This window comes from Amycolatopsis marina, from assembly GCF_900111885.1.
Taxonomy (GTDB): Bacteria; Actinomycetota; Actinomycetes; order Mycobacteriales; family Pseudonocardiaceae; genus Amycolatopsis; species Amycolatopsis marina.
Window position 1 is genome coordinate 224,172 of record NZ_FOKG01000011.1, and the last position, 18,900, is coordinate 243,071.

Annotated in this window: 17 protein-coding genes; 8 read left to right on the forward strand and 9 right to left on the reverse strand. The window is 67.9% G+C overall.

Translation table 11 applies throughout. From position 1 onward, the window contains the following. Positions 1-3: 3 nt before the first annotated feature. Positions 4-2,358: a xanthine dehydrogenase family protein molybdopterin-binding subunit gene (locus BM199_RS19345; RefSeq protein WP_091674660.1), complete on the reverse strand. Its 2,355-nt coding sequence runs from the start codon at positions 2,356-2,358 to the stop codon at positions 4-6. 403 nt (positions 2,359-2,761) lie between these two features. Here BM199_RS19345 and BM199_RS19350 point away from each other — a divergent pair, with 403 nt between their 5' ends. Next, entirely contained in the window at positions 2,762-3,193 is a 432-nt protein-coding gene (locus tag BM199_RS19350) for a MarR family winged helix-turn-helix transcriptional regulator (RefSeq protein WP_091674712.1), read from the forward strand. Then, complete coding sequence (locus BM199_RS19355) at positions 3,190-4,440, forward strand: MFS transporter (RefSeq protein ID WP_091674661.1); 1,251 nt, start codon at positions 3,190-3,192, stop codon at positions 4,438-4,440. Before BM199_RS19350 ends, BM199_RS19355 begins: the two co-directional genes overlap by 4 nt. Positions 4,441-4,446: 6 nt before the next feature. Here the strand turns inward: BM199_RS19355 and BM199_RS19360 are convergent, their stop codons facing one another. The 5 genes from BM199_RS19360 to BM199_RS19380 all read right to left on the reverse strand — a co-directional run bounded on the left by BM199_RS19360 (position 4,447) and on the right by BM199_RS19380 (position 9,258). Then, positions 4,447-4,863, reverse strand: coding sequence for an MmcQ/YjbR family DNA-binding protein (locus BM199_RS19360; protein WP_091674662.1), 417 nt, complete (start codon positions 4,861-4,863; stop codon positions 4,447-4,449). A 77-nt stretch (positions 4,864-4,940) separates the two neighbouring features. Further along, the gene (locus BM199_RS19365) at positions 4,941-5,795 is read right to left on the reverse strand and encodes a polysaccharide deacetylase family protein (protein ID WP_091674713.1); all 855 of its coding nucleotides are present in this window, start codon (positions 5,793-5,795) and stop codon (positions 4,941-4,943) included. Positions 5,796-5,823: 28 nt separating this feature from the next. Next, the gene (locus tag BM199_RS19370; protein ID WP_091674663.1) at positions 5,824-6,957 is read right to left on the reverse strand and encodes an NADH:flavin oxidoreductase; all 1,134 of its coding nucleotides are present in this window, start codon (positions 6,955-6,957) and stop codon (positions 5,824-5,826) included. Then, positions 6,954-7,586: a DUF1989 domain-containing protein gene (locus BM199_RS19375; protein ID WP_091674664.1), complete on the reverse strand. Its 633-nt coding sequence runs from the start codon at positions 7,584-7,586 to the stop codon at positions 6,954-6,956. The genes BM199_RS19370 and BM199_RS19375 overlap by 4 nt, the downstream gene beginning before the upstream one ends. Positions 7,587-7,674: 88 nt before the next feature. Beyond that, positions 7,675-9,258, reverse strand: coding sequence for a PucR family transcriptional regulator (locus BM199_RS19380; protein ID WP_091674665.1), 1,584 nt, complete (start codon positions 9,256-9,258; stop codon positions 7,675-7,677). A gap of 125 nt (positions 9,259-9,383) precedes the next feature. Here BM199_RS19380 and codB point away from each other — a divergent pair, with 125 nt between their 5' ends. After that, complete coding sequence (gene codB / locus BM199_RS19385; RefSeq protein WP_091674666.1) at positions 9,384-10,724, forward strand: cytosine permease; 1,341 nt, start codon at positions 9,384-9,386, stop codon at positions 10,722-10,724. Beyond that, positions 10,721-12,070 carry an amidase family protein gene (locus BM199_RS19390; RefSeq protein ID WP_091674667.1) on the forward strand — a complete coding sequence of 450 codons (1,350 nt, stop codon included), beginning with the start codon at positions 10,721-10,723 and terminating at the stop codon, positions 12,068-12,070. The genes codB and BM199_RS19390 overlap by 4 nt, the downstream gene beginning before the upstream one ends. Before the next feature lie 37 nt (positions 12,071-12,107). On the opposite strand, the gene BM199_RS19395 is transcribed toward BM199_RS19390, so the two are convergent. Together BM199_RS19395 and BM199_RS19400 are read right to left on the reverse strand one after the other, a co-directional pair. Next, a complete protein-coding gene (locus tag BM199_RS19395; RefSeq protein WP_091674714.1) occupies positions 12,108-12,620 on the reverse strand; it encodes a GNAT family N-acetyltransferase in 513 nt (170 codons plus the stop codon). A gap of 76 nt (positions 12,621-12,696) precedes the next feature. Next, positions 12,697-14,085 carry an FAD-binding oxidoreductase gene (locus BM199_RS19400; protein WP_091674668.1) on the reverse strand — a complete coding sequence of 463 codons (1,389 nt, stop codon included), beginning with the start codon at positions 14,083-14,085 and terminating at the stop codon, positions 12,697-12,699. A gap of 62 nt (positions 14,086-14,147) precedes the next feature. Between BM199_RS19400 and BM199_RS19405 the strand changes: the two genes are divergently transcribed. Together BM199_RS19405 and BM199_RS19410 are read left to right on the forward strand one after the other, a co-directional pair. Then, positions 14,148-15,164 carry a helix-turn-helix transcriptional regulator gene (locus BM199_RS19405; protein WP_091674669.1) on the forward strand — a complete coding sequence of 339 codons (1,017 nt, stop codon included), beginning with the start codon at positions 14,148-14,150 and terminating at the stop codon, positions 15,162-15,164. 95 nt (positions 15,165-15,259) lie between these two features. Further along, positions 15,260-15,844 (forward strand): dihydrofolate reductase family protein, encoded by a 585-nt coding sequence (locus BM199_RS19410; RefSeq protein ID WP_091674670.1) that lies wholly within the window; start codon positions 15,260-15,262, stop codon positions 15,842-15,844. An 84-nt stretch (positions 15,845-15,928) separates the two neighbouring features. Here the strand turns inward: BM199_RS19410 and BM199_RS19415 are convergent, their stop codons facing one another. Continuing rightward, the gene (locus BM199_RS19415; protein ID WP_091674671.1) at positions 15,929-16,540 is read right to left on the reverse strand and encodes a LysE family translocator; all 612 of its coding nucleotides are present in this window, start codon (positions 16,538-16,540) and stop codon (positions 15,929-15,931) included. Positions 16,541-16,653: 113 nt separating this feature from the next. On the opposite strand from BM199_RS19415, the gene BM199_RS19420 reads away from it, so the two are divergent. After that, positions 16,654-17,472 (forward strand): hypothetical protein, encoded by an 819-nt coding sequence (locus tag BM199_RS19420; protein ID WP_091674672.1) that lies wholly within the window; start codon positions 16,654-16,656, stop codon positions 17,470-17,472. A gap of 76 nt (positions 17,473-17,548) precedes the next feature. Further along, entirely contained in the window at positions 17,549-18,757 is a 1,209-nt protein-coding gene (locus BM199_RS19425; RefSeq protein WP_091674673.1) for a cytochrome P450, read from the forward strand. Positions 18,758-18,900 lie beyond the last annotated feature (143 nt).

Consider the following 18,900-nt stretch of genomic DNA (forward strand, 5'->3'; position numbering starts at 1 on the left):
TCCTTAGTAGGCGAAGTCGAGGCCGTTGGTCGGCGACTGCGGAAGTGGCGGCACCGTCGGCTTCGGCGGAAAGCTGAGCGTGTCGTGATTGATCGGGAAGCTGGTCGGCATCGTGCCGGTGGCACGCGCGTAGGCACACGCGACAGCAGCCATCGAAGCCGGGACTCCGAACTCACCTGCCCCACCCGGCTCACCCGTCGTCGGAGGCATGACTATCACCCGCACGTCCGGCGGGGTGTTCCACTGGCGGGTGTAGAAGTAGTCGTCCCAGCTGCCTTCGAGCAGGACACCTTCGCGCAGATGCAGGCTGGAGGTCAGCGCCTGGGCGATACCGTCCATGAGGCCGCCCTGCATCTGTGCCTCCAGCCCACGCGGATTGATCGCCAGCCCGGTGTCCACAGCGGTCACGGCTCTGGTCACCCTCGGCCCGGTGACGGCATTGCGGATCTTCCGGTTGACCGTCTCGGGCCTGCAGTCGATCTCGATGAGGGTCGCTATCGCGCCCTTGTACTCCTTGTGCACCGCGATGCCCTGTGCGGTGCCCCGTTCCATCTGCCTGCCCCAGTCGCCCACCTCGGCGACCTTGTCCAGCACAGCGCGGACCCGGTCATCGTCGACCAGTCCCCTGCGGAACTCGTACGGATCCTTGCCCAACTTCTCGGCGATCCGGTCGATGATCAATTCCTGTGCGGTCCGGACATCCGGGTTGACCAGATTCCGGACACTGCCGGTGGGAAAGGTGTCGTACTCGTAGATCTCGTTCAGCAACTGGGTGACCGCGCCGACCTGGTAAGGCACGTTCACAGTCAGCTGGAACACCGGAACCGAGAACCCCGCGAAGTTTCCGAGCCCGAGCGGCGGCAACTCCGCGGCCATCTGCGTGATGGCCTCGCCAAACCCCTGCGTGTAGTCGGTCGCGACACTGGTGTGCCGCTGTTCGAAGGTCAGCACCTCGCCGCCGAGTACGGTCGCCCGGATCCGGGAGGTGCACATGGGGTGCATGCGCCCCTGCCTGCACTCGTCGGTCCGGTGCCACATCAGCTTCACCGGCTTGCCCATCTTCTGCGACGCTTCCGCCGCTTCCAGCACGACGTCGTTGAACATGCGGCGGCCGAACGCGCCGCCCGCCTGCTGCACGTGGACCCGAACCGTGTTCAGCGGAAGGCCGAGCTGCTTCGCCACCTGCTCCTGGCACAGGATCGGCGACTGCAGCGCGGCCCATACCTCCGCACCGTCGGGCCGGACGTCCACCACGGCGGTGTTCGGCTCGAGCGCGGCGTTGTTGCGGAAGTGGAAGGTGAATTCACCCTCCACGGTCTGCGCGAGCAGCGGAACCTCCGGCACCGCGAGAGGGATCTCCGCGGCTTTGATCTTCTTCAGCACGGTTTCGTCCGACTCACCGTCGACGGGGCCGGGGCCCCATGTCACATCCAGTGCGTTGACCGCGTCGATGCACTGCCCGAAGGTCGTGGCCCGCACGGCGACACCGGTGGCGATCGCCACGACATCGGTGACACCGGGCATCTTCCGAACCTGGTCGGCGTTGTTCACCGACTTCACGGTGCCCTTGATCGTCGGCGGACGGCAGACCATGGTCGGAAGCGCACCCGGAACGTCCAGATCCATCGCGTACTTCTTACGACCGGTCACGGCTTCCAGCGCGTCGATCCGGTTCTGCGGGGTTCCGATGATCCTGAACTCCGAGGCCGGCTTGAGCTCGGTGGAGACCTCCCTGGTCTCGCTGCTCGCGGCCACCTCCGCAAGCGATCCGTAACTCAGGCTCGCGCCGCCAGGGGCCTGCACCACACCGAGTTTGGTGGTGAGCGTGTTCACCGCGGCACCGAGCTGGATAGCCGCGGCCTCCAGCAGGCGTCCGCGGGCGATCGCCGCCGCCGTCCGGATCGGGGTGTGCATCGAGATAGTGGTGTTCGAACCGGCGGTGAACTGGTTGAACAGCAACTCGGGTCGTGCGTCGGCCAGGGTGACGCGGATCTTGTCCAGCGGCAGGTCCAGTTCCTCGGCGATCAACATCGCCGCCATGGTCGTGATGCCCTGGCCACTTTCCGCCCGTGGCATGTCGAACGACGCGGTGCCGTCGGCGTGCAGCTGAACCGCGATCAGATTCGACGTCGGCAGCGCGGCCTGCGTCAGCAGATCGTTGAGGTCGTAGACCTCGGAAAGCTCCGGGGCCGACGGAATCGCGGCCTGAGCGGCGGGCGAATCGCCGACCAGCTTCGCCGCGGCGGCCAACGTGGGAGCAGCGATCAGATAGCCCAGAAACCGGCGGCGTCCGACATCTCGGCGGTGCCCCTCGGCAGCACCCGGCTCCTCGCTTCGAGACGAACGACGTTGTTCCATCCACTGTCCTTTCAGAACCGTCTGACAACGCGCGACGCGGTTCCCGTGGTCGGGGACGACCGAACACGACGACCTTGCCAGGGAAGTCGCTACATCATGAACGCCGCACCGCCCGCGGACCGAGGACACATCGCCCAGTCCTGTCGCGAGGTAGTTGTGCAATTCGTGCATCGTTAACACGATCAGGTGAACCCAGTCGTTTGCCGCCCGCGCGGAACGGTCCGGCACGCGGATCCACGCCCGGGCCCGCGGCTAACGTAACAGCGCTTATATAAGTGCTGTTACGATTGGCGTTGTGACGACTTCGCACCCCTCTCCCGGCCACGAGAGTCCGCCCGGCACGCACGGACCCGACCCCACGGAACACTCCCACTGGCGTCCACTGCGCACACTGTTGGACGCGATGGACGACGACATCGCACAGCTCTACGCCGAGCGCGGGGTACGGGGCGTACGCCCCCGGTTCACGATGCCGCTGATCCGGCTCGGACGCCGCGGCCCCATGACCATCCGCGACCTCGCACGCTCCCTGGACCTCACCCACTCGGCCCTGAGCCAGACGGTGAGCGCGCTGCGCCGCGAAGGACTGGTTACCACTCGGCCCGGCGCCGACGCGCGAACCCGCGAGGTCGAACTGACCCCGAAGGGCAGAGACATCGTGCCGTTCCTCGAGGCCGAGTGGCGGGCCACCGAAGCGGCCGTCGCCGAACTGGACGCCGAGATTCCGTACGCACTTCGCCAGGTGATCCAGGACCTGGAAGCGGCACTGCGGCGGCGCTCCTTCCACGACCGCATCGTTCAGCGGCTGACCGAGACCGGTGATTCGTCCATATGAGGCTCATCGACGGCCTGGTCGACACGCGGCCGATGCGCGCCAGCCCAGCCTTCCGCCGGTTGTGGATCGGCAACACGCTGTCCGGTCTCGGCGGCCAGCTCGCCGTCGTCGCGGTGCTCGCCCAGGTATGGGAACTGACCGGCAGTTCCGTCGCGGTGGGCGCCATCGGTCTCGCCCAGGCCGTCCCGATGGTGGTCTTCGGGCTTGTGGGCGGAACCCTCGCCGACGCCGTGGATCGCCGGAAGTTGGTCCTGCTCACCACGACCGGCCAGATCCTCTCGGCCGGGCTGTTGGCAGCCCAGGCACTCAGCGGACTCGCCTCGTTGCCACTCGTACTCGGTCTCGTCTCTCTCCAGGCGGCCTGCGGCGGGCTGGGCGCTCCCGCGCGGAAGACCTTCGTCGTGCGGTTGCTCGCCGAGGAGCAGGTGGGTGCCGGCATCGCACTGACACACATCAGCTTCCAGGTCGCGATGCTCGTCGGCCCGGTGATGGCCGGCGTGATCATCGCGAACTGGGGTGTCGGCGTGTGCTACGCCGTCGACGCCCTGACATTCGGCGCCAGCCTCTACGGAGTGCTACGGCTGCCGTCGATGCGCCCGCTCACCGATCCGGATCGGCCGGGGTTCAGGGCCATCTGGGAGGGCTGGCGGTTCATCGGCCGCAGGCCCGTGATCGGCGGCGCCCTCCTGACCGACGTGCTGGCAACAGTCATGGCCATGCCGATCGCGCTGTTCCCCGCGATCAACGCCGAACGCTTCGGGGATCGCCCCGAAGTCCTGGGACTGTTCCTGTCCGCGATCGCCGTCGGCGGTCTCCTCGCGGGGGCGACCTCCGGGATGGTGACCAGATCCCGGCGTCCGGGTGTCCCCATGCTGGCGGCGGCGGGTCTGTGGGGGTTGGGACTCACCGGCTTCGGTTTCGCGCACTCGCTGTGGTTCGCCCTCGGCTGCCTCGCCGTCGCAGGGGCAGCCGACACCGTCTCGGTCATCTCCCGAGGGGCGATCGTGCAGCTGGCGACCCCCGACACCCATCGTGGGCGGGTGAGTTCGGTGGAGCACATCATCGGGGTCTCCGGCCCGGACCTCGGCAATTTCCGGGGCGGGCTGGTCGCCGGCGTCACCTCCGCCTCCTTCGCCGTAGTCTCCGGCGGCGTCCTCTGCGTGGTCGGCATCGCCGCGCTGGCGCTGGTGAACGGGCCGCTGCGCAGGTTCACCCCGGCCGGTCTCCCCACGAAACAGCCGGGGTGACCCACGTCAGGACAACGCAGGCCGGTCGATCAGTCGGGCGAGCTTCTTCGGCGCCTGCTGGCAGTAACTTTCGGTCAGCAGTTCCGTGATTTCTTCCCAGTCACTGTCGGCGTCGAGCATCATGCCGACGACAGTGGGTCCCCAGCGGGGCCGGAAGAACGGATGACCCGCGACGCTCAGCGCGTCGAGTTCCGGCCCCGACGACCGAAAGGTCAGCACCGTGGCGGGCCCTTCTGTCCCCGCGGCCAATGCGTAGGCCTGCGGCCGCCCGCATTCGATGGTGAGCACGTGCGCGAACGTCTGTTGCCGGATCCGCCAGCGCACACCCACCCACGCCGGTTCCTCGTACGTCTCGGGCATTCCGAGGCACACCGACCGAAGTCGCGCCACCGTCTCGGACGGAACGTCGGCGGAATCGCTCACCTGTGTCTCCCCATGCGTGACGTTGTGGCGCCGAGGCTACCGATGAGGTCTGACAGATCTCTTGCGGAAACACCTCCTCAGCCGGGATAGTCCGCGGGCCGATCCGGGATTCGCGTCGCGAGCCCCGGATCGGCGAGCGCCGCATCGGCGACGTCGCGGCAACGTGCGAACCGCACGTCGCCACAGTCGAGCGCGTACTCCACGAGTTCGCGCAGCGCGAGCATCCGCCCGGGACGACCGGAGAGGAATGGGTGACAACAGAGGTTGAACAGACACTGGTAGTGGCGCATGCCGTCCAGTTCGGCACGCCACAGCTCCAGCGCCTTGCGCGGGGACTCGATCACCGAGCCGATCTTCGGAGCGGGCAGGAACGCGTACTGCTCCCAGTCGTCCAGCGACCAGTGGACCGGCAGCTCCGCGATGGCACCGTGCGCGGTTCCGATCCGATAAGGACGGTCGTCGCCCATCAGCGACGAGTCGTACGTCAGGCCGTGCTCGGCGACCAGCTCCGTCGTTTGCCAGGTCGCCTCCCACAGGGCGGCCCGGTGCCCGCTGATCAGCACTTCCTGCTCGGCGAAGACCGCAAGGGCTCGCTCGAAGTCGGCCCGTTCCTGTTCCGGTGTCATCGAGGTGGGCGGCCGGTGGCTGTAGGAGTGGTGCGCGACCTCGTGGCCACGGTCGGCGATGCCGGGCGCGAGCTCAGGGCGCTGTTCGGCGACCCAGCCGGGGATGAAGAACGTGGCCGGGATCGCGCAGTCGTCGAGCAGCTCCAGGATTCGCGGCACGCCGACATCGGGCCCGTATGCCTGGTGCGACATCGTCATCGCGTGGTCGGCGTATCCGGTGCCCTGCGCCAGGATCGCGGACTCAGCGTCGACGTCGAAGGTCAGCGTCACCACGGCCGCCGCATCCGCGTGCCACGTCTGGTTCACCCGCTCCACTCCCTTTCGTGCGACTCGGTCACCGTGCCGGTCGCGAGTTTCGCTCCCGCCAGCGCCGCGTGTTGTCCAGCGTCGCCTTGGGATGCAGCATGCCCGGGTCGAACGGGAACGGTGCGGCGCCCTCGGCCAGCCGCAGCGGCAACTCGGGATCGGCCAACGCCGCCCTGCCCAGTGCGAGCAGGTCCGCGTGCCCCTCGTCGAGCACACGAGCCGCCTGCTCGACCTGGTGCATGCCGCCATTGGCGATCACCGGGAGGTTGCTGACCTTGCGGGCCAGCGCGGTGAGGGTCTCGCCGTTGTCCAGCCGGGCCGTGTCGATCCAGTTCCGGCCCTCGCTCGCGACGTGCAGGTAGTCCGCGCCCGCCGCGGCGACAGCCGAGAAGATGATCTCGGCGTCGCCGGCTCCACCCGGCCAGCGGTACTCGAAGTCGTTGACCTTGGTCTGCGACAACCGGATTCCGACCCAGAACTCCTCCGGTACGGCCGAGCAGATCGCGGCGACCGTCTCCGCGGCGAGGCGGACCCGGTTGCGCACCGGGCCGCCGTAGCCGTCCGTGCGCCGGTTCGTGTAGTCGGTGAGGAACTGATCGAGCAGATAGCCGTTGGCCGCGTGCACCTCGACCCCGTCGAAACCCGCACGTTCCGCGTTGCGCGCGGCGGCGGCGAAACCGGACACCGCGCGGGAGATCTCCGTCGACGTCATTTCCCTCGGCAGCGGCCACGAACCCGACCCGCCGTACTCCGGCATCATCTGTCCTCGGGGTGCCACCGATGAGGGGCCCGCCGTTTCGGACAGGTGATGGTTGCCCTGCGACAGCGCGCCCGCGTGCATCAACTGGGCGACGATCCGCCCGCCCTCGCGGTGGACCCTTCGGGTGACCTGACGCCATGCGGCCACGTGTGCTTCCGTGACGAGGCCGGGCTGGTTCGGGTAGCCCTGGCTGTAGTCGGCGTCGGTGTAGATGCCCTCGGTGATCACCAGGGCGAATCCGCCGTGCGCGAAGCTCTCGTAGTACTCGGCCATCACCTCGGTTGGCGTTCCGTCCTCGGTCGCCGACACCCGGGTCATCGGTGCGACCACGAGGCGGTTGGGCAGGTTCGTGTCCCGGATCGAGATCTGTCGCAGTGCTGGATGTGCGCTGGATGTGGTCATGAGCGGACGGATCCTTCCATGTGCGCCGCGTACTCGAGCACGAGTGGTTTGGGCGTGCCCCCGTTGATGTCGACGAGATCCTGGGGGCAGGCCGAGACGATCACGACGCATTCCCGCACCGCCTCGAAGGTGATGCTCGCACCTGCCGCCGCAGGCGAGCGCAACCAGGCGAGATCGCCCTCCTGGTCGACGGGAATGTCCATGAAGACGTTCACCGGTTGGGGGACTACGTCGATCTCCCTGCCCAGCGGCCCCGCCACACGTCGCAGGTTCTCGGCACAGGACGCGTGTGCGCCGACGACACCGAGTGCGCGGTACCTCGCCGGATCGCAGGCGGGAATCAGCATGTCGTGTCTGCCCGGTGAAGCGTCCTCGATCAACGTCAGGATCGGCTCGCGCAGGTCGGTGACGAACTGCTCGCCGACCGCGGGGAACAACCGGCCCACGTGCGCTCTGGTGTGCGCGGCCGAGAGGTGCTCCGCGAGATCGTCGCCGGTGAAGGCGAAGAGGTCACCGACCTGGCCGCCGGTCTCGGTCGTGACCCGCACCCGGCGTCCTGCGCCGACACGGACGGACCGTGCCTGCCGCGCGGGAATCTCGACCCGCTCGATCAACGAATTCAGCTGCATGACCTCACTCCATCACCGGGGACAGCCAATCTGCGATGGAGATTCCTCCAGCAATATCGGGATTCTCGCAGTGATCGTCCATCTCCGGTCAGCGCTGCCCCGTCAGCGCGTCCGCCTCGAGCGCCAGGAAGACGTCCACCCTGCCCTCAGTGGTGCTGACGTCGTTGCCCGTGAGCTCGGCAACCTTCGCCAGCCGGTTTCGCAGGGTGTTGACATGGATGTACAACTCGGCCGCGGTCGCGGCCCAGTGACCGTCGTGTTCCAGGAACGCCCGAACGGTCGTCTCCAGCTGGGCGCCGCGCGCCGTGTCGTGTCTGCGCAACGGCCCCAGCACGCTGTCCGCGAAGCGTCTGCGCACGTCCTCGTCCTGCGCGCCGAGCAACAGCCGGTGGGACGACAACTCGGCGAAGTGCGCGACCGGGCGCCCGCTCCCCCGCCGGAGCACGAGGCACGCGTCGCGTGCCTGGCGCAGCGACGGCCGCAGCTCCCTGGAGTTCTCGGCGACCCCGCCTATCCCCACCACGACCTCACGGGCCACGACCTCGTCGCGCAGGGAGTCGACGATCCGGCGAGCGAGTTCCGTCGCGGCGCCGGAGTGCTCGTCCCACGGAAAGATCGCCACGATGTCCTGGCTGCCGGCTACCACGACCGCGGGAATTCCCTCCGCCGCGAGCAAATCGCCGATCTGCTTGGCCAGTGCCGCCTCGCTCGGTGCTTCCTCGCCCCGCAAGGCCACAGCCGCGACAACCAGTGGCCCGTCGGGCCGGATTCCGAACGCCTCCAACCGGCCCGCCACCTCGCCTGCGGCGCGGCTGCCGGAGAGAATCATCTCCAGCAGTTCGTGGGCGAAGCGGGATTCGATGGCCCGCATCAGTTCTGTCCGCGCGACCTCGAGGCTCAGATAGTGCGCGGCCTGGGTGAGCGCCTCGCGCTCGGTCTCACCCAACAGGTCGAGCGAGCGCAGGCAGACCAGCGCCGCATCGGCTCCGCCGAGCGTGTTGACCAGGAACAACGCGGCCATGCCGGACGGGCCGAGGTCCAGCTCCAGTGGCGGCGGATGTCGTTTGAGACCTTCCGCGACGCGCCTGGCGTCCTCGGCGTCCGGCCGCGCGCCGTCGGCGGCCAGCACCCTGCCCATGCGGTCGATCACGGCGAGCGGCACCCGATGGTCCCTGCGCAGCACCTTGAGCACGCCGGTCGCGCCCGCCCCGCGCGAGATGGCCGCCGCCAGGTCGTTGCCTCGCCGGACCGTGTCCACCAGTTCCCGTTGCCGCTGCCCGGCAAGCTGCGCGGCCGCCTGCCTGGTGACCTCCGTGAACGGCACCGTGACGGAAAGCTCGACCAGCGGCAACCTCTCGGCCGCGCACGCCCGCACGAGGTCCGGCGGGGTAACCGGGGTCGTCTCGAGCAGGCCGAACACGATTCCGGCGCCACTCGCGCGCACCACGTTGGACACGAACTCGGCCGCGTTCGCGCCGTCGTGCCAGAGGCCGTTGGTGAGCACCAACTCCCGGTCCCTGACATAACCGGACGGATCGAGCAGTTCGGTGTTGTGCAGCCAGCGCAGCGAGGTGTCCAGCGGGTCCGGTCCGCCAGGCTCTTCCCCACTGCCCGGCACCAGCACGCGGAGTCCGAGCGAGGGCACATCCACCAGCGACCTGATCGTCAACACGATGTAGATACAACCAGTGAGTTCCGGGTTTCACTAGAGATTGCTCCCTGGCAACCGGGCGGTTGTGGTGGTGCTCTTGTCCGAACCTGCCAAGCTCAGCATCTTCCACAGCACGGAGGTACGAGATGCCCAGACTCGGGACGCGCCGCGAGGTGGTCGCACAGACGGTCGTCGCGGACGACTATCCGCTCACCGAGGTGCCGCAGAGCGCACGGCGTGGCCTGCTCTCCCTGACCACCGTCCTGCTCGGCTTCGTGTTCTTCACCCCGACCATGCTCGCCGGAGCGCAGGTCGCCACCGCGTTCCGGCCGGGCGCGCTGTTCACGGTGCTCCTGACGGGCAGCCTCATCCTGGGTACCTACGTCGCGGTGCTCGCGGTCATCGGCGCCCGGACCGGGCTCACCACCGTGCTGCTCGCGCGCTACACCCTGGGCAGCGGTGGTTCGAAATGGGCTGACATCCTGCTGGGCGGAACCCAGGTGTGCTGGTACGCGGTGACCGCGGCCTTCCTCAGTGAGCTGATCGTGGAGGCCTTCGGCTGGCAGGGCTTCGAGTGGCTGGTGATCATCCTCGGTTCCGCGCTGACCGGGCTCACCGCCTACATCGGCTACCGCGGCATCGAGGTCCTCAGTGCGCTATCGGTCCCGCTCATGTTCATCCTGTGCTGCTGGGTCGTGGTCAGGGCGACCGACGAGGTGGGCGGGCTCGGCGGGTTCGGCGCCACCGAGCCGACCACCGTGCTGCCCTGGGCGACGGCGGTCACCATCGTGGTCGGCACCTTCGTCAGTGGTGGGACGCAGACACCGAACTGGAGCCGGTTCGCCAGGCTGCCCCGGCAGGCGTTCGTCGCGGCGTTCGGCTCGTTCTTCGTCGCCAATCTGTTGATGCTGGTGTTCGGCGCGGTCGGGGCGCTGGCGTTCGCCGAGGGCGACTTCGTGTCCGTACTGCTCCGGCTCAACCTCACCGTGGCCGCTGTCGTCCTGCTGGCGCTGAACGTCTGGACCACCCAGGACAACGCGGCGTACGCGTTCGGCCTCGCCGGGGCCGAACTCACCGGAGTGCACGGCAAACGCCCGTTCGTCGTCGGTGGGATCGCGATCGCGATGGTACTCGCGCTCTCCGGGATCTATGAGGCGCTGCCACAGTACCTGGTCCTGCTGGGCGTGCTGATCCCGCCGCTGGGCGGAACGATCATCGGCGACTACGTCTTCGTGTGGCGTGGAAAACTGCCTCCGGTGAACCGGACACGATTCGTGCGGTTCCGCTGGACCTGCGTCGGGGCGTACGCGACCGGGACGGCTGTGGCCTTCGTCAGCGATCAGGTGGAGTTCGGGTTGCCGCCGGTCCAGGGCATCCTCGTCGCGATCGTCGCGGTCCCGCTGTTCGAGTCACTGGCACGGCGCCTCGGTCGGCAGCACAACCACACCGTTCTCCGCTCCGGCGAAACGACGACGGTACCGGCATGAGTCCGGACGACGTCCGCCTGCTGGTGACGGAGCTGGGCGCGGTGCGAACCGCGTGCGCGCTGCGCACCGGCAGGTTGGATCCGGTCGAGGTATGCCGGGCACTGCTCGCGGCAGCACCGGCGGCGACCGCGGCCCACGCGCTCCTCACGACCACGACCCAGCGTGCCCTCCGGGAGGCCGAGGCAAGCCGGGAGCGTCACCGCTCCGGGCGGGCGCACGGTGATCTCGACGGCGTGCCCGTGGTGTGGAAGGACCTCTTCGACCTTGCCGGGACCGTTACCACGGCGGGCTCCGCGTCCCGCATCGGCGCACCCACCGCCACGGCGGACGCAACCGTCGTACGAACGCTCGCGGAGGCCGGGGCGGTCTGCCTCGGAAAGACGAATCTGAGCGAGTTCGCGTTCTCCGGCCTCGGCATCAATCGCCGGTTCGGCACACCGGTCAACCCGCTTGACCCGACCCGCGTGCCCGGTGGCTCTTCGTCGGGCTCCGCCGTCGCGGTTGCCATGGGCCTGGCGCCACTGGCGATCGGCACCGACACGTCCGGATCAGTGCGAGTGCCCGCCGCGTTCTGCGGTCTGGTCGGCTTCAAGGCCAGCCCCGGACGCTACGACACGGCCGGGATGCTCCCGCTCGCGCCCACACTGGACAGTGTGGGCGTGCTGGCCCGGCGGGTGGCCGACGTTCTCGCCGCGGACACGGCATTGAAAGGAACACCGCGACCGTTCGGTCCGGCAACGGATGGACTGCGCGTCGTCGTGCCATTCGGCGAACTCGTCGAGGACTGCGCACCCACCGTCGCTGCCGGCTTCGGCGACGCTGTCGACAGCCTTGCGGCTGCCGGTATCCGAGTGGAGACAAGGAGACTGGCAAGTCTGGATCGGGCACAACGGCTGATGGACGAACACGGCACGCTCGTCGTGGCGGAGGCCTACCAGCGTTATGGGCACCTGCTGTCCGGACCCGCACACGGTGTCGACCCGGCGGTGCTGCGCAGGCTCGCGACCTTCGACCCGGCCGGACGGAGTGGTGTGATCCTGCGAAGAGAGCTGCCGGTGCTACGTGAACAGGTCTCGTCCGAACTGGACGGTGCGGTGCTCGCGTACCCCACGGTTCGTGACCCCGCCCCCGCACTGGCCCCGCTGCTCGCCGACGAGGGCCGCTACGATGCGGCGAACAGGCGAGTGCTGCGCAGCACGATGCTCACCAGTTACCTGGGGATGCCCGGTGTCTCACTGCCCCATGCGGGTGGCAGCATCTTGCTGTCCACCCCCATCGGGGAGGACGCTGACGCACTGGCCGCGGCTGGTGCGGCCGAGGCCGTACTCGGCCGACAGCGCGGTTGACGCGGTCCGCGGTGCGATTCGACCGGCCGGACTCCCGCTACCGGTCCACGAACTCGTCGGCGAGCAGATCCATCAGCAGCCCGTCATGCCAGGTCCCGTCCAGGGCGCGCTCGTATCTGCGCATTACTCCCACAGGTCGGAATCCCACCTTCTCGTAGCACCGGATCGCGGGCGCGTTGTCTGCCGCGGGGTCGATGGTCAACCGGTGGTATCCGTGGTCGGTGAGCAGATGCCGGACAAGCGTGCGCACGGCGTCGGTGCCCACCCCACGGCCGTGCAGCGCCGGATCGACGAAGATGTCCACACTCGCGTGCCGGTAGTCCGGTTCCTCCTCCGATCCCCACTGGATCGCGCCTGCCACCTCGTCCCCGTACAGGATCACGAAGGTCTGGATGTCCTCGTCTGCCAGGTCGTTCGCCACCGCGGCCGCCATGTCGGCGCCGTCGCCGCGCCACCGTCGACGCACCTCGGGCAGCAGCCGGATCTTTGCCAGCGCCGGCACGTCCGCCCCGGTGGCAGGGCGCAGTGCCACGGCGTTTCCGCGCAGGATCGTTGTCACAGAGCCAAACTACTCTCGCGGTTACGAGGTCGCGACGGATTTTGGCTCCCCGCACGCCACCTGGCGGTCAGTGTGCCGGGCCGGGCGGGAGCACGTGGTTGCTGAGGAAGAGTCCTTGTGGGTCGTGTTCCGCCCTGATCTCGCTGAGCCGGGAGAAATCCGCGGGTGTGAAGGCGGCGCGGACCTCCTGCTCGCTGCTGGGGCCGAAGGTGAAGTTGAGCGAGCGACCGAGCGTCCACCGCGTCCACGGATCGAGCACCGTGCGGTGAGCGGCGCGCACGGCGTCCTCCTCGCCGGGCTCCACCGGGGAGAGAACGGTCAGCGAGAAAGCGGCTTCCCGGTGTCCGACGGCATTCGGGACACGTGGTGCCCTGGCGAGTGCGCCGCCGAGATGACGCAGCCCGGCGACGCACATCACCGGCGCCGACGGGCCGGCCAGCTTCGGCAGTGTGGCCAGCGCATCCGGGTCGAGTTCGCTCAAGAGCCGGTTCGCCGACCGGTAGCCGTGGGGGCGGTCCGGCTCGTCGAAGACCGACCCCGAGTCGGTGTACGGCAGCTCGCGCAGTGTGTCGCGCAGCGGTTGCCCTAACTCCCGCAGCGGCCGCACCAGTCCTGCTGCCTGCTCCGGCGGACCGGCGTAGGAAATCTGGATCTGGGCGACGTGCCTGCCACGCAGGGCCCGCGGCACCATCGGGAGGTCGGGAAACGGCAGCATGGCAACCGCCGACGTCAACTCGTCCGGCACCGTCGCCGTCCACTGCCGCCACGCCTCGAGGACATCTGGCACCCGCTCGACGTCGAAGGACAGGCCACCGCCATAGATCGCCGTGAGCTGCACAAGGCCGATCTCCATGCCGGTGACGACACCGAAGTTGCCGCCTCCGCCCCGCAGCGCCCAGAACAGGTCCGGATCGCTGTCGGCGGTCACGTGCCGCAGTTCCCCGTCCGCGGTGACGACATCGAGGCGACGGACGTGGTCGGCGGCGAAACCGTGCCGCCGGGCGAGCAACCCGGCTCCTCCGCCCAGCGTGTAGGACACCGCCCCCACACCGGGCGAACTGCCGGACAGCGGGGCCAGACCGTGTGGCGCCGCCGCGTCGATCACCTGTTGCCAGGTCGCGCCCGCTTCGACCCAGGCAGTGCCCGCGTCGGGGTTCACCGCGACACCGTTCATGCGGCGAGTGCTGATCAGTACGCCGCCACTCAACGCTCCACCGAGCCCGTGCCCGCTGGCCTGCACCGCGACCCGGGCACCTGTGGCGGCCGCGAATCGCACTGCCACGCACACGTCCCGCGTCTCGACCGCCCCCACGATCGTCGCGGGACGGTGGGGTGCCAGGAGCTGATACCCGGTCCGTTCCCGGTCGTATCCCTCAGTTCCCGCTGTGAACACCGGACCCCGGAGGTGACGGGCAAGTGTCCCGGTGTCGGTGTTTTTCTCTCGTGCTGAATCCATACGTGCACGCTAGAAGCCCTTGCGGACGTAACTTGTCCGCAAGCTGTGCCAATCTGAGGGGCATGCACGGGGAATCGACGCGCAGGGACATGCCGGGGCGGCTGCTCCGGTTGTTGTCGCTGCTGCAGAGCAGGCGTGAGTGGTCCGGCGGTGAACTCGCGGAGCGGCTCGGCGTCAGCGACCGGACGGTGCGCCGCGACGTCGATCGGTTGCGCGCACTCGACTACCCCGTCGCGGGAACCACCGGAACCGCGGGCGGGTACCGGCTGACGTCCGGCGGGAACGTACCCCCGCTGCTGCTCGACGACGACGAGGCGATCGCCATGGCCATCGGCCTCGCGACCGGCACGGGCGGCGGCGTTGCCGGGATGGCGGAGAATTCCATGCGTGCGCTGGCGAAACTGGAACAGGTGCTGCCCGCGCGGCTGCGCCCCAGGCTGGCCGCGTTCACCAGCGCGACCGCGGCGGTGCCCCACCGGCATCTGGCGCCTCCGGTGGATCCCGCCGTGCTGGCCGTGCTCGCCTCGTGCTGTCGCGATCAGGAGATCGTCTCCTTCGACTACCAGCGCCGCGACGGCGAGACCAGCACCCGCAGGGTCGAACCGTACAACCTGGTCACGGTCCACGGGCTCTGGTATCTGCTCGCGTTCGACCCGGACAGGGCGGACTGGCGCACGTTCCGGGTGGACCGGATCGGCGCACCCCTCCCCACGCATCGGCGCGGCACACCCCGCGAGCTACCCGCGACGGACGCCGCAACATACCTGACCCACGCGTTCGCCGGTGCGCGGTACCGGCACACGGCCCGGATCACCGTGGCGCTGCCTGCGGACACGGTTCGCGCAGGCCTGTTCGCCACCATCCCGGGCGAGATCGAGCAGCACGGACCGCGGGAGTGCACGATCCGGCTCAGCGCGGACTCACCGGAACTGGTGGTGCAGTTCCTCGCGGCGATCGCGGCCCTCGGCGCGGAGTTCGGTGTCGAGGCGCCGGAGGAGATCGCCGTGCGGCTACGAACGGTCGGGCACGGCCTCGCCGCGACGCCGCCCTCCGCACCCGGTATGGAGCTCGGGTGCTGATCGGGCGAAGAATCTGCCGCCGGATTGACGCGACTGTCGATTCCGGCGTGACGCGTTCGTGTAATGGGTGAACCCACGACGCGAAGGAGAACACCATGGGCAGGTTGAGGGTGGTCAACAACGTGACCGTCGACGGGGTCATGCAAGCGCCGGGTCGCCCCGACGAGGACCCACGAGGCGGCTTCGAGCATGGCGGCTGGGCACTTCCCTACAACGACTCCGTCACGGGCAGGGTGCTGGGCGAGCGGATGGCCGCGCACACGGGTGCGCTCCTGCTCGGCAGGCGCACCTACGAGGACTTCGCGGGCTACTGGCCGCACCAGCAGGCCAACCCGTTCACCGAGATGCTGACCAAGACCACCAAGTACGTGGTGTCGCGAACACTGACCGAACCGCTGCCGTGGGACAACTCGGTGCTCGTGTCCGGCGACGCCGCGGACGCGGTGTCCCGGCTGAAGGAGCAGCAGGACCTGGTCGTGCTCGGCAGTGGCCGGCTGCTCGGATCGCTGATACGGCACGATCTCGTCGACGAGTACCTGCTGTTGATCCACCCGCTGATCCTGGGCTCGGGGACCCGGCTGTTCGGCGACGACGCGGCATTCGCGCAACTCCGGCTGATCGACAGCGTGCGGTCGAGCACCGGGGTCGTGCTCGCGACGTACGAGCGCCCACAGTCTTGACGTCGAACGTCGCGGCGGCTCGGGCCCCTTCTTCCGCGAACCGGCCCACCAGGCGCACTCGCTCCGGGCCCTGGGTGAGCCTCGCTACCGGTCGGTGAGCGCGAGCCTGCCGGCGAGGGCGACGAACGTGCCCGCGAACACGCGACGCATCCAGTTCAGCACGCGGGGCCGGGTGAGCACGCGACTGCGGACGGCAGCGGCGAACACGCCGTACGCGACGAAGACGACGAACGTGAACAGCATGAAGACCGCACTCAGCTCCAGCATTCGCAGCACCGCACTCGGCTGCCCCGCGCTGACGAACTGCGGCAGGAAGGCGAAGAAGAAGATCGTCAACTTCGGGTTGAGGACGTTGATCAGCACACCCGACGTGATGACCTGAACCGCCGAACGCGGGGAACTTTCCACATCCGCGGTGTATGCGCTCTTGTCCCGCAGCGTTTTCCAGGCCATGTAGAGGAGATACGCGACGCCGAGGTATTTCAGGATCTGGAACGCGAGCGCGCTCGTGTGCAGGAGCGCGGCCAGGCCGGTGATCGCCGCGATCACGTGCGGAATGATACCGAGAGTGCACCCGACCGCGGCGACAACGCTGGCACGCGCGCCGCGCGAGAGGCCCGCCGCGAGGGTGTAAAGGACACCGGTACCCGGCGTCGCGACGATCACGAGCGTCGTCAGCACGAACTCGATACCCACGGCAGCCTCCCGGCTATGCGAACACGGTGGCGGTGCACCGGCGCCCTTGCTTCAAGGGGTTGACACCGGCTACTTGGCTAGCCGACATGCCGGAAGAATCCCACCGACCAGTCATGTTGGCAACGCCGTCGCCCGCCCCGACGCTCGCTTGGGACCGAATCAACACGGCACTGCGCCAGTACGAACGTGATCACGCCAACAGCGGACTGCTACCGGAACTGCTTGAGCGGCTTCCGCGCGTGATCGCCGCGTCCGGTGCCGCGTCCACTACCCGAAGAATGGTTCAGCGAATCGGGCGCACACTGCTTGACACTGGCCTTGCGCCGACCATCCTCGCGCCGACCTGCCCGGACTACAGCCATCGCGATGGCCGATACACCTGCACCAGCGTGCACGGAGGCACACCGCTGCTGGCACACCGTCACATCGACTTCCTGGACAGGGTCACCGAGTCGCTACCCCGAGCTCGCGTGGTGTTCCTGCTCGCCGATCAAGAGGCTGACGACCCGGTCATCTGTCGTGTGTGTCGAGTCGAGCCAGAGGAGTTTCGGCGGCGGGTCGAGCAGTCAATCCTCGCTACCCGAGAGGCTGTCGAACGGCGCGGCTGGCAAGCGGAGGCGATGACCCGGTACGTCCCCCACTTCCGTCACCAATCCACCAACGCCGCCAGGGAAATCGCCGCGGATTCTCGGCTTCGAGGACGCCTCGCGTCGGAAAGCGACCAGCGTTCCCGCCTGTACGCGTTGCTCGACCCCTCGATGACCACCCAGGAGGCGGAAACCCGCACGGCGAGAACCGCTGGCCAGTACGTCGCTCTCGGGACGTTCGCCGCGGAACGAGACATGCTCATCTGCAACCACTCCACCACGAACCTCGGCTGGTACAACAACGTCGGTACTGCGGTCCTGCATCACCCGATTGATTTGTACTGAGCCTCGCGAGGTTGATACGCACACGTCCAGATTGACGGCTTCGACCGACCATATCGGAACAGAGAGGAACGGACGAATGGCCACATATGACATGGGCGATGAGGCATTCTTCAGCGATCCTGCACCAACTTTTGCCTCCATGCGCGAGAATGATCCGTTATTTTGGCACGAGCAACTTGACGCATGGGTACTCACTCGCTATTCCGATGTCCGTCAACTCGTACGCGACAGTAGATTCTCCGTCGATCGACGACAGCGAATCCGGCGATCGTCCACGGATTCTGAACGGCGAATACTCGCCGATTGTTACGATTTCATGTCCCGTTGGATGATCTTCGCCGATCCCCCGAGGCATACTCGTCTGCGAGGCGTCATAGGACAGGCATTCACTCCTGCCGCAGCCAGGAACTATGAAGAGTTCGTGTGGCGAACCGTATCGACACTTCTCGATGCCGCACGACGGCGCGGGTCGCTTGACGTCATAGCAGACCTTGCCGTACCCGTCACCAGCCTCACCAACGCCAAGCTCATCGGCCTGCCCCAGGAATGGATTTCCGACATCAGCCGGTGGAGCGACGCCATCTTCCGACTGTTCAATCCAGGCGCATACTCCTCGACGCTGGCACATTCAGCACACGCCAACCTGAAGGAATGCCAGGATCGAATGCGGGAGTACCTGGAGTCCGGCTCAGACGCTGAGGATGGGAGCATCATCGCGACGCTTCGAACCGGTCTTGACACGGGCTCGATCGAAGATGTGGACGAGGCAATCGCCTCTTGCGTGATGTTCATGGTCGGTGGTCATGAAAGTGCTCGCCACATGATCGGCAATGGCGTACTCGCTCTCCTACTTAATCGAGACGAGATGATGAAGCTGAAAACATCGCCGGGGCTGATCGATAAAGCAATGGACGAGTTGCTGCGGTACGACTCACCCTCGGTGTGCATCTTGCGTAGAGCTTCCGAGAACGTGATGATCAACGACCGGGAGATCGCTGCCGGACAGTACGTCTACGGTGCCTTGTGGTCAGCCAATCGGGACCCCACCGCCTTCCCTCACCCGGATCAACTGATCCTGGACCGCCCACGACAGCAACATCTCGCTCTCGGCTTGGGTGCACATTTCTGCGTCGGAGCGCCATTGGCGCGGATACAGCTCTCAGCCGCCGTGCGCGGCCTCCTACGGATCAATCCGCGTCTCGGCGTTGCCGAGAGCGAACTGCGCAGAGTCCCCAGTCTGGCGAGCAGAGGGCTAGAACGGCTTCCTGTGTACGTCAGCGGATGACGCCACGCCATCTGCTCTGCGAACCGCGGCGGCGAGACCACGCCACTCCCGGTGCCGAACACACTAGTCTCGCCTGTCCCGACGGAAAACCGGCGAGACTGACATCTGCGCTCCATGTCGAACCCGTCCGATCGGCTTCGACT

Excerpts from the sequence above, each read along its gene's own strand:
- BM199_RS19375 (WP_091674664.1), bottom strand. The coding sequence starts at position 7,586 with ATGCAGCTGAATTCGTTGATCGAGCGGGTCGAGATTCCCGCGCGGCAG.
- BM199_RS19410 (WP_091674670.1), top strand. The coding sequence starts at position 15,260 with ATGGGCAGGTTGAGGGTGGTCAACAACGTGACCGTCGACGGGGTCATG.
- BM199_RS19425 (WP_091674673.1), top strand. The coding sequence starts at position 17,549 with ATGGCCACATATGACATGGGCGATGAGGCATTCTTCAGCGATCCTGCA.
- BM199_RS19405 (WP_091674669.1), top strand. The coding sequence starts at position 14,148 with ATGCACGGGGAATCGACGCGCAGGGACATGCCGGGGCGGCTGCTCCGG.
- BM199_RS19400 (WP_091674668.1), bottom strand. The coding sequence starts at position 14,085 with ATGGATTCAGCACGAGAGAAAAACACCGACACCGGGACACTTGCCCGT.
- BM199_RS19355 (WP_091674661.1), top strand. The coding sequence starts at position 3,190 with ATGAGGCTCATCGACGGCCTGGTCGACACGCGGCCGATGCGCGCCAGC.
- BM199_RS19420 (WP_091674672.1), top strand. The coding sequence starts at position 16,654 with ATGTTGGCAACGCCGTCGCCCGCCCCGACGCTCGCTTGGGACCGAATC.
- codB (WP_091674666.1), top strand. The coding sequence starts at position 9,384 with ATGCCCAGACTCGGGACGCGCCGCGAGGTGGTCGCACAGACGGTCGTC.
- BM199_RS19345 (WP_091674660.1), bottom strand. The coding sequence starts at position 2,358 with ATGGAACAACGTCGTTCGTCTCGAAGCGAGGAGCCGGGTGCTGCCGAG.
- BM199_RS19370 (WP_091674663.1), bottom strand. The coding sequence starts at position 6,957 with ATGACCACATCCAGCGCACATCCAGCACTGCGACAGATCTCGATCCGG.
- BM199_RS19350 (WP_091674712.1), top strand. The coding sequence starts at position 2,762 with ATGGACGACGACATCGCACAGCTCTACGCCGAGCGCGGGGTACGGGGC.
- BM199_RS19390 (WP_091674667.1), top strand. The coding sequence starts at position 10,721 with ATGAGTCCGGACGACGTCCGCCTGCTGGTGACGGAGCTGGGCGCGGTG.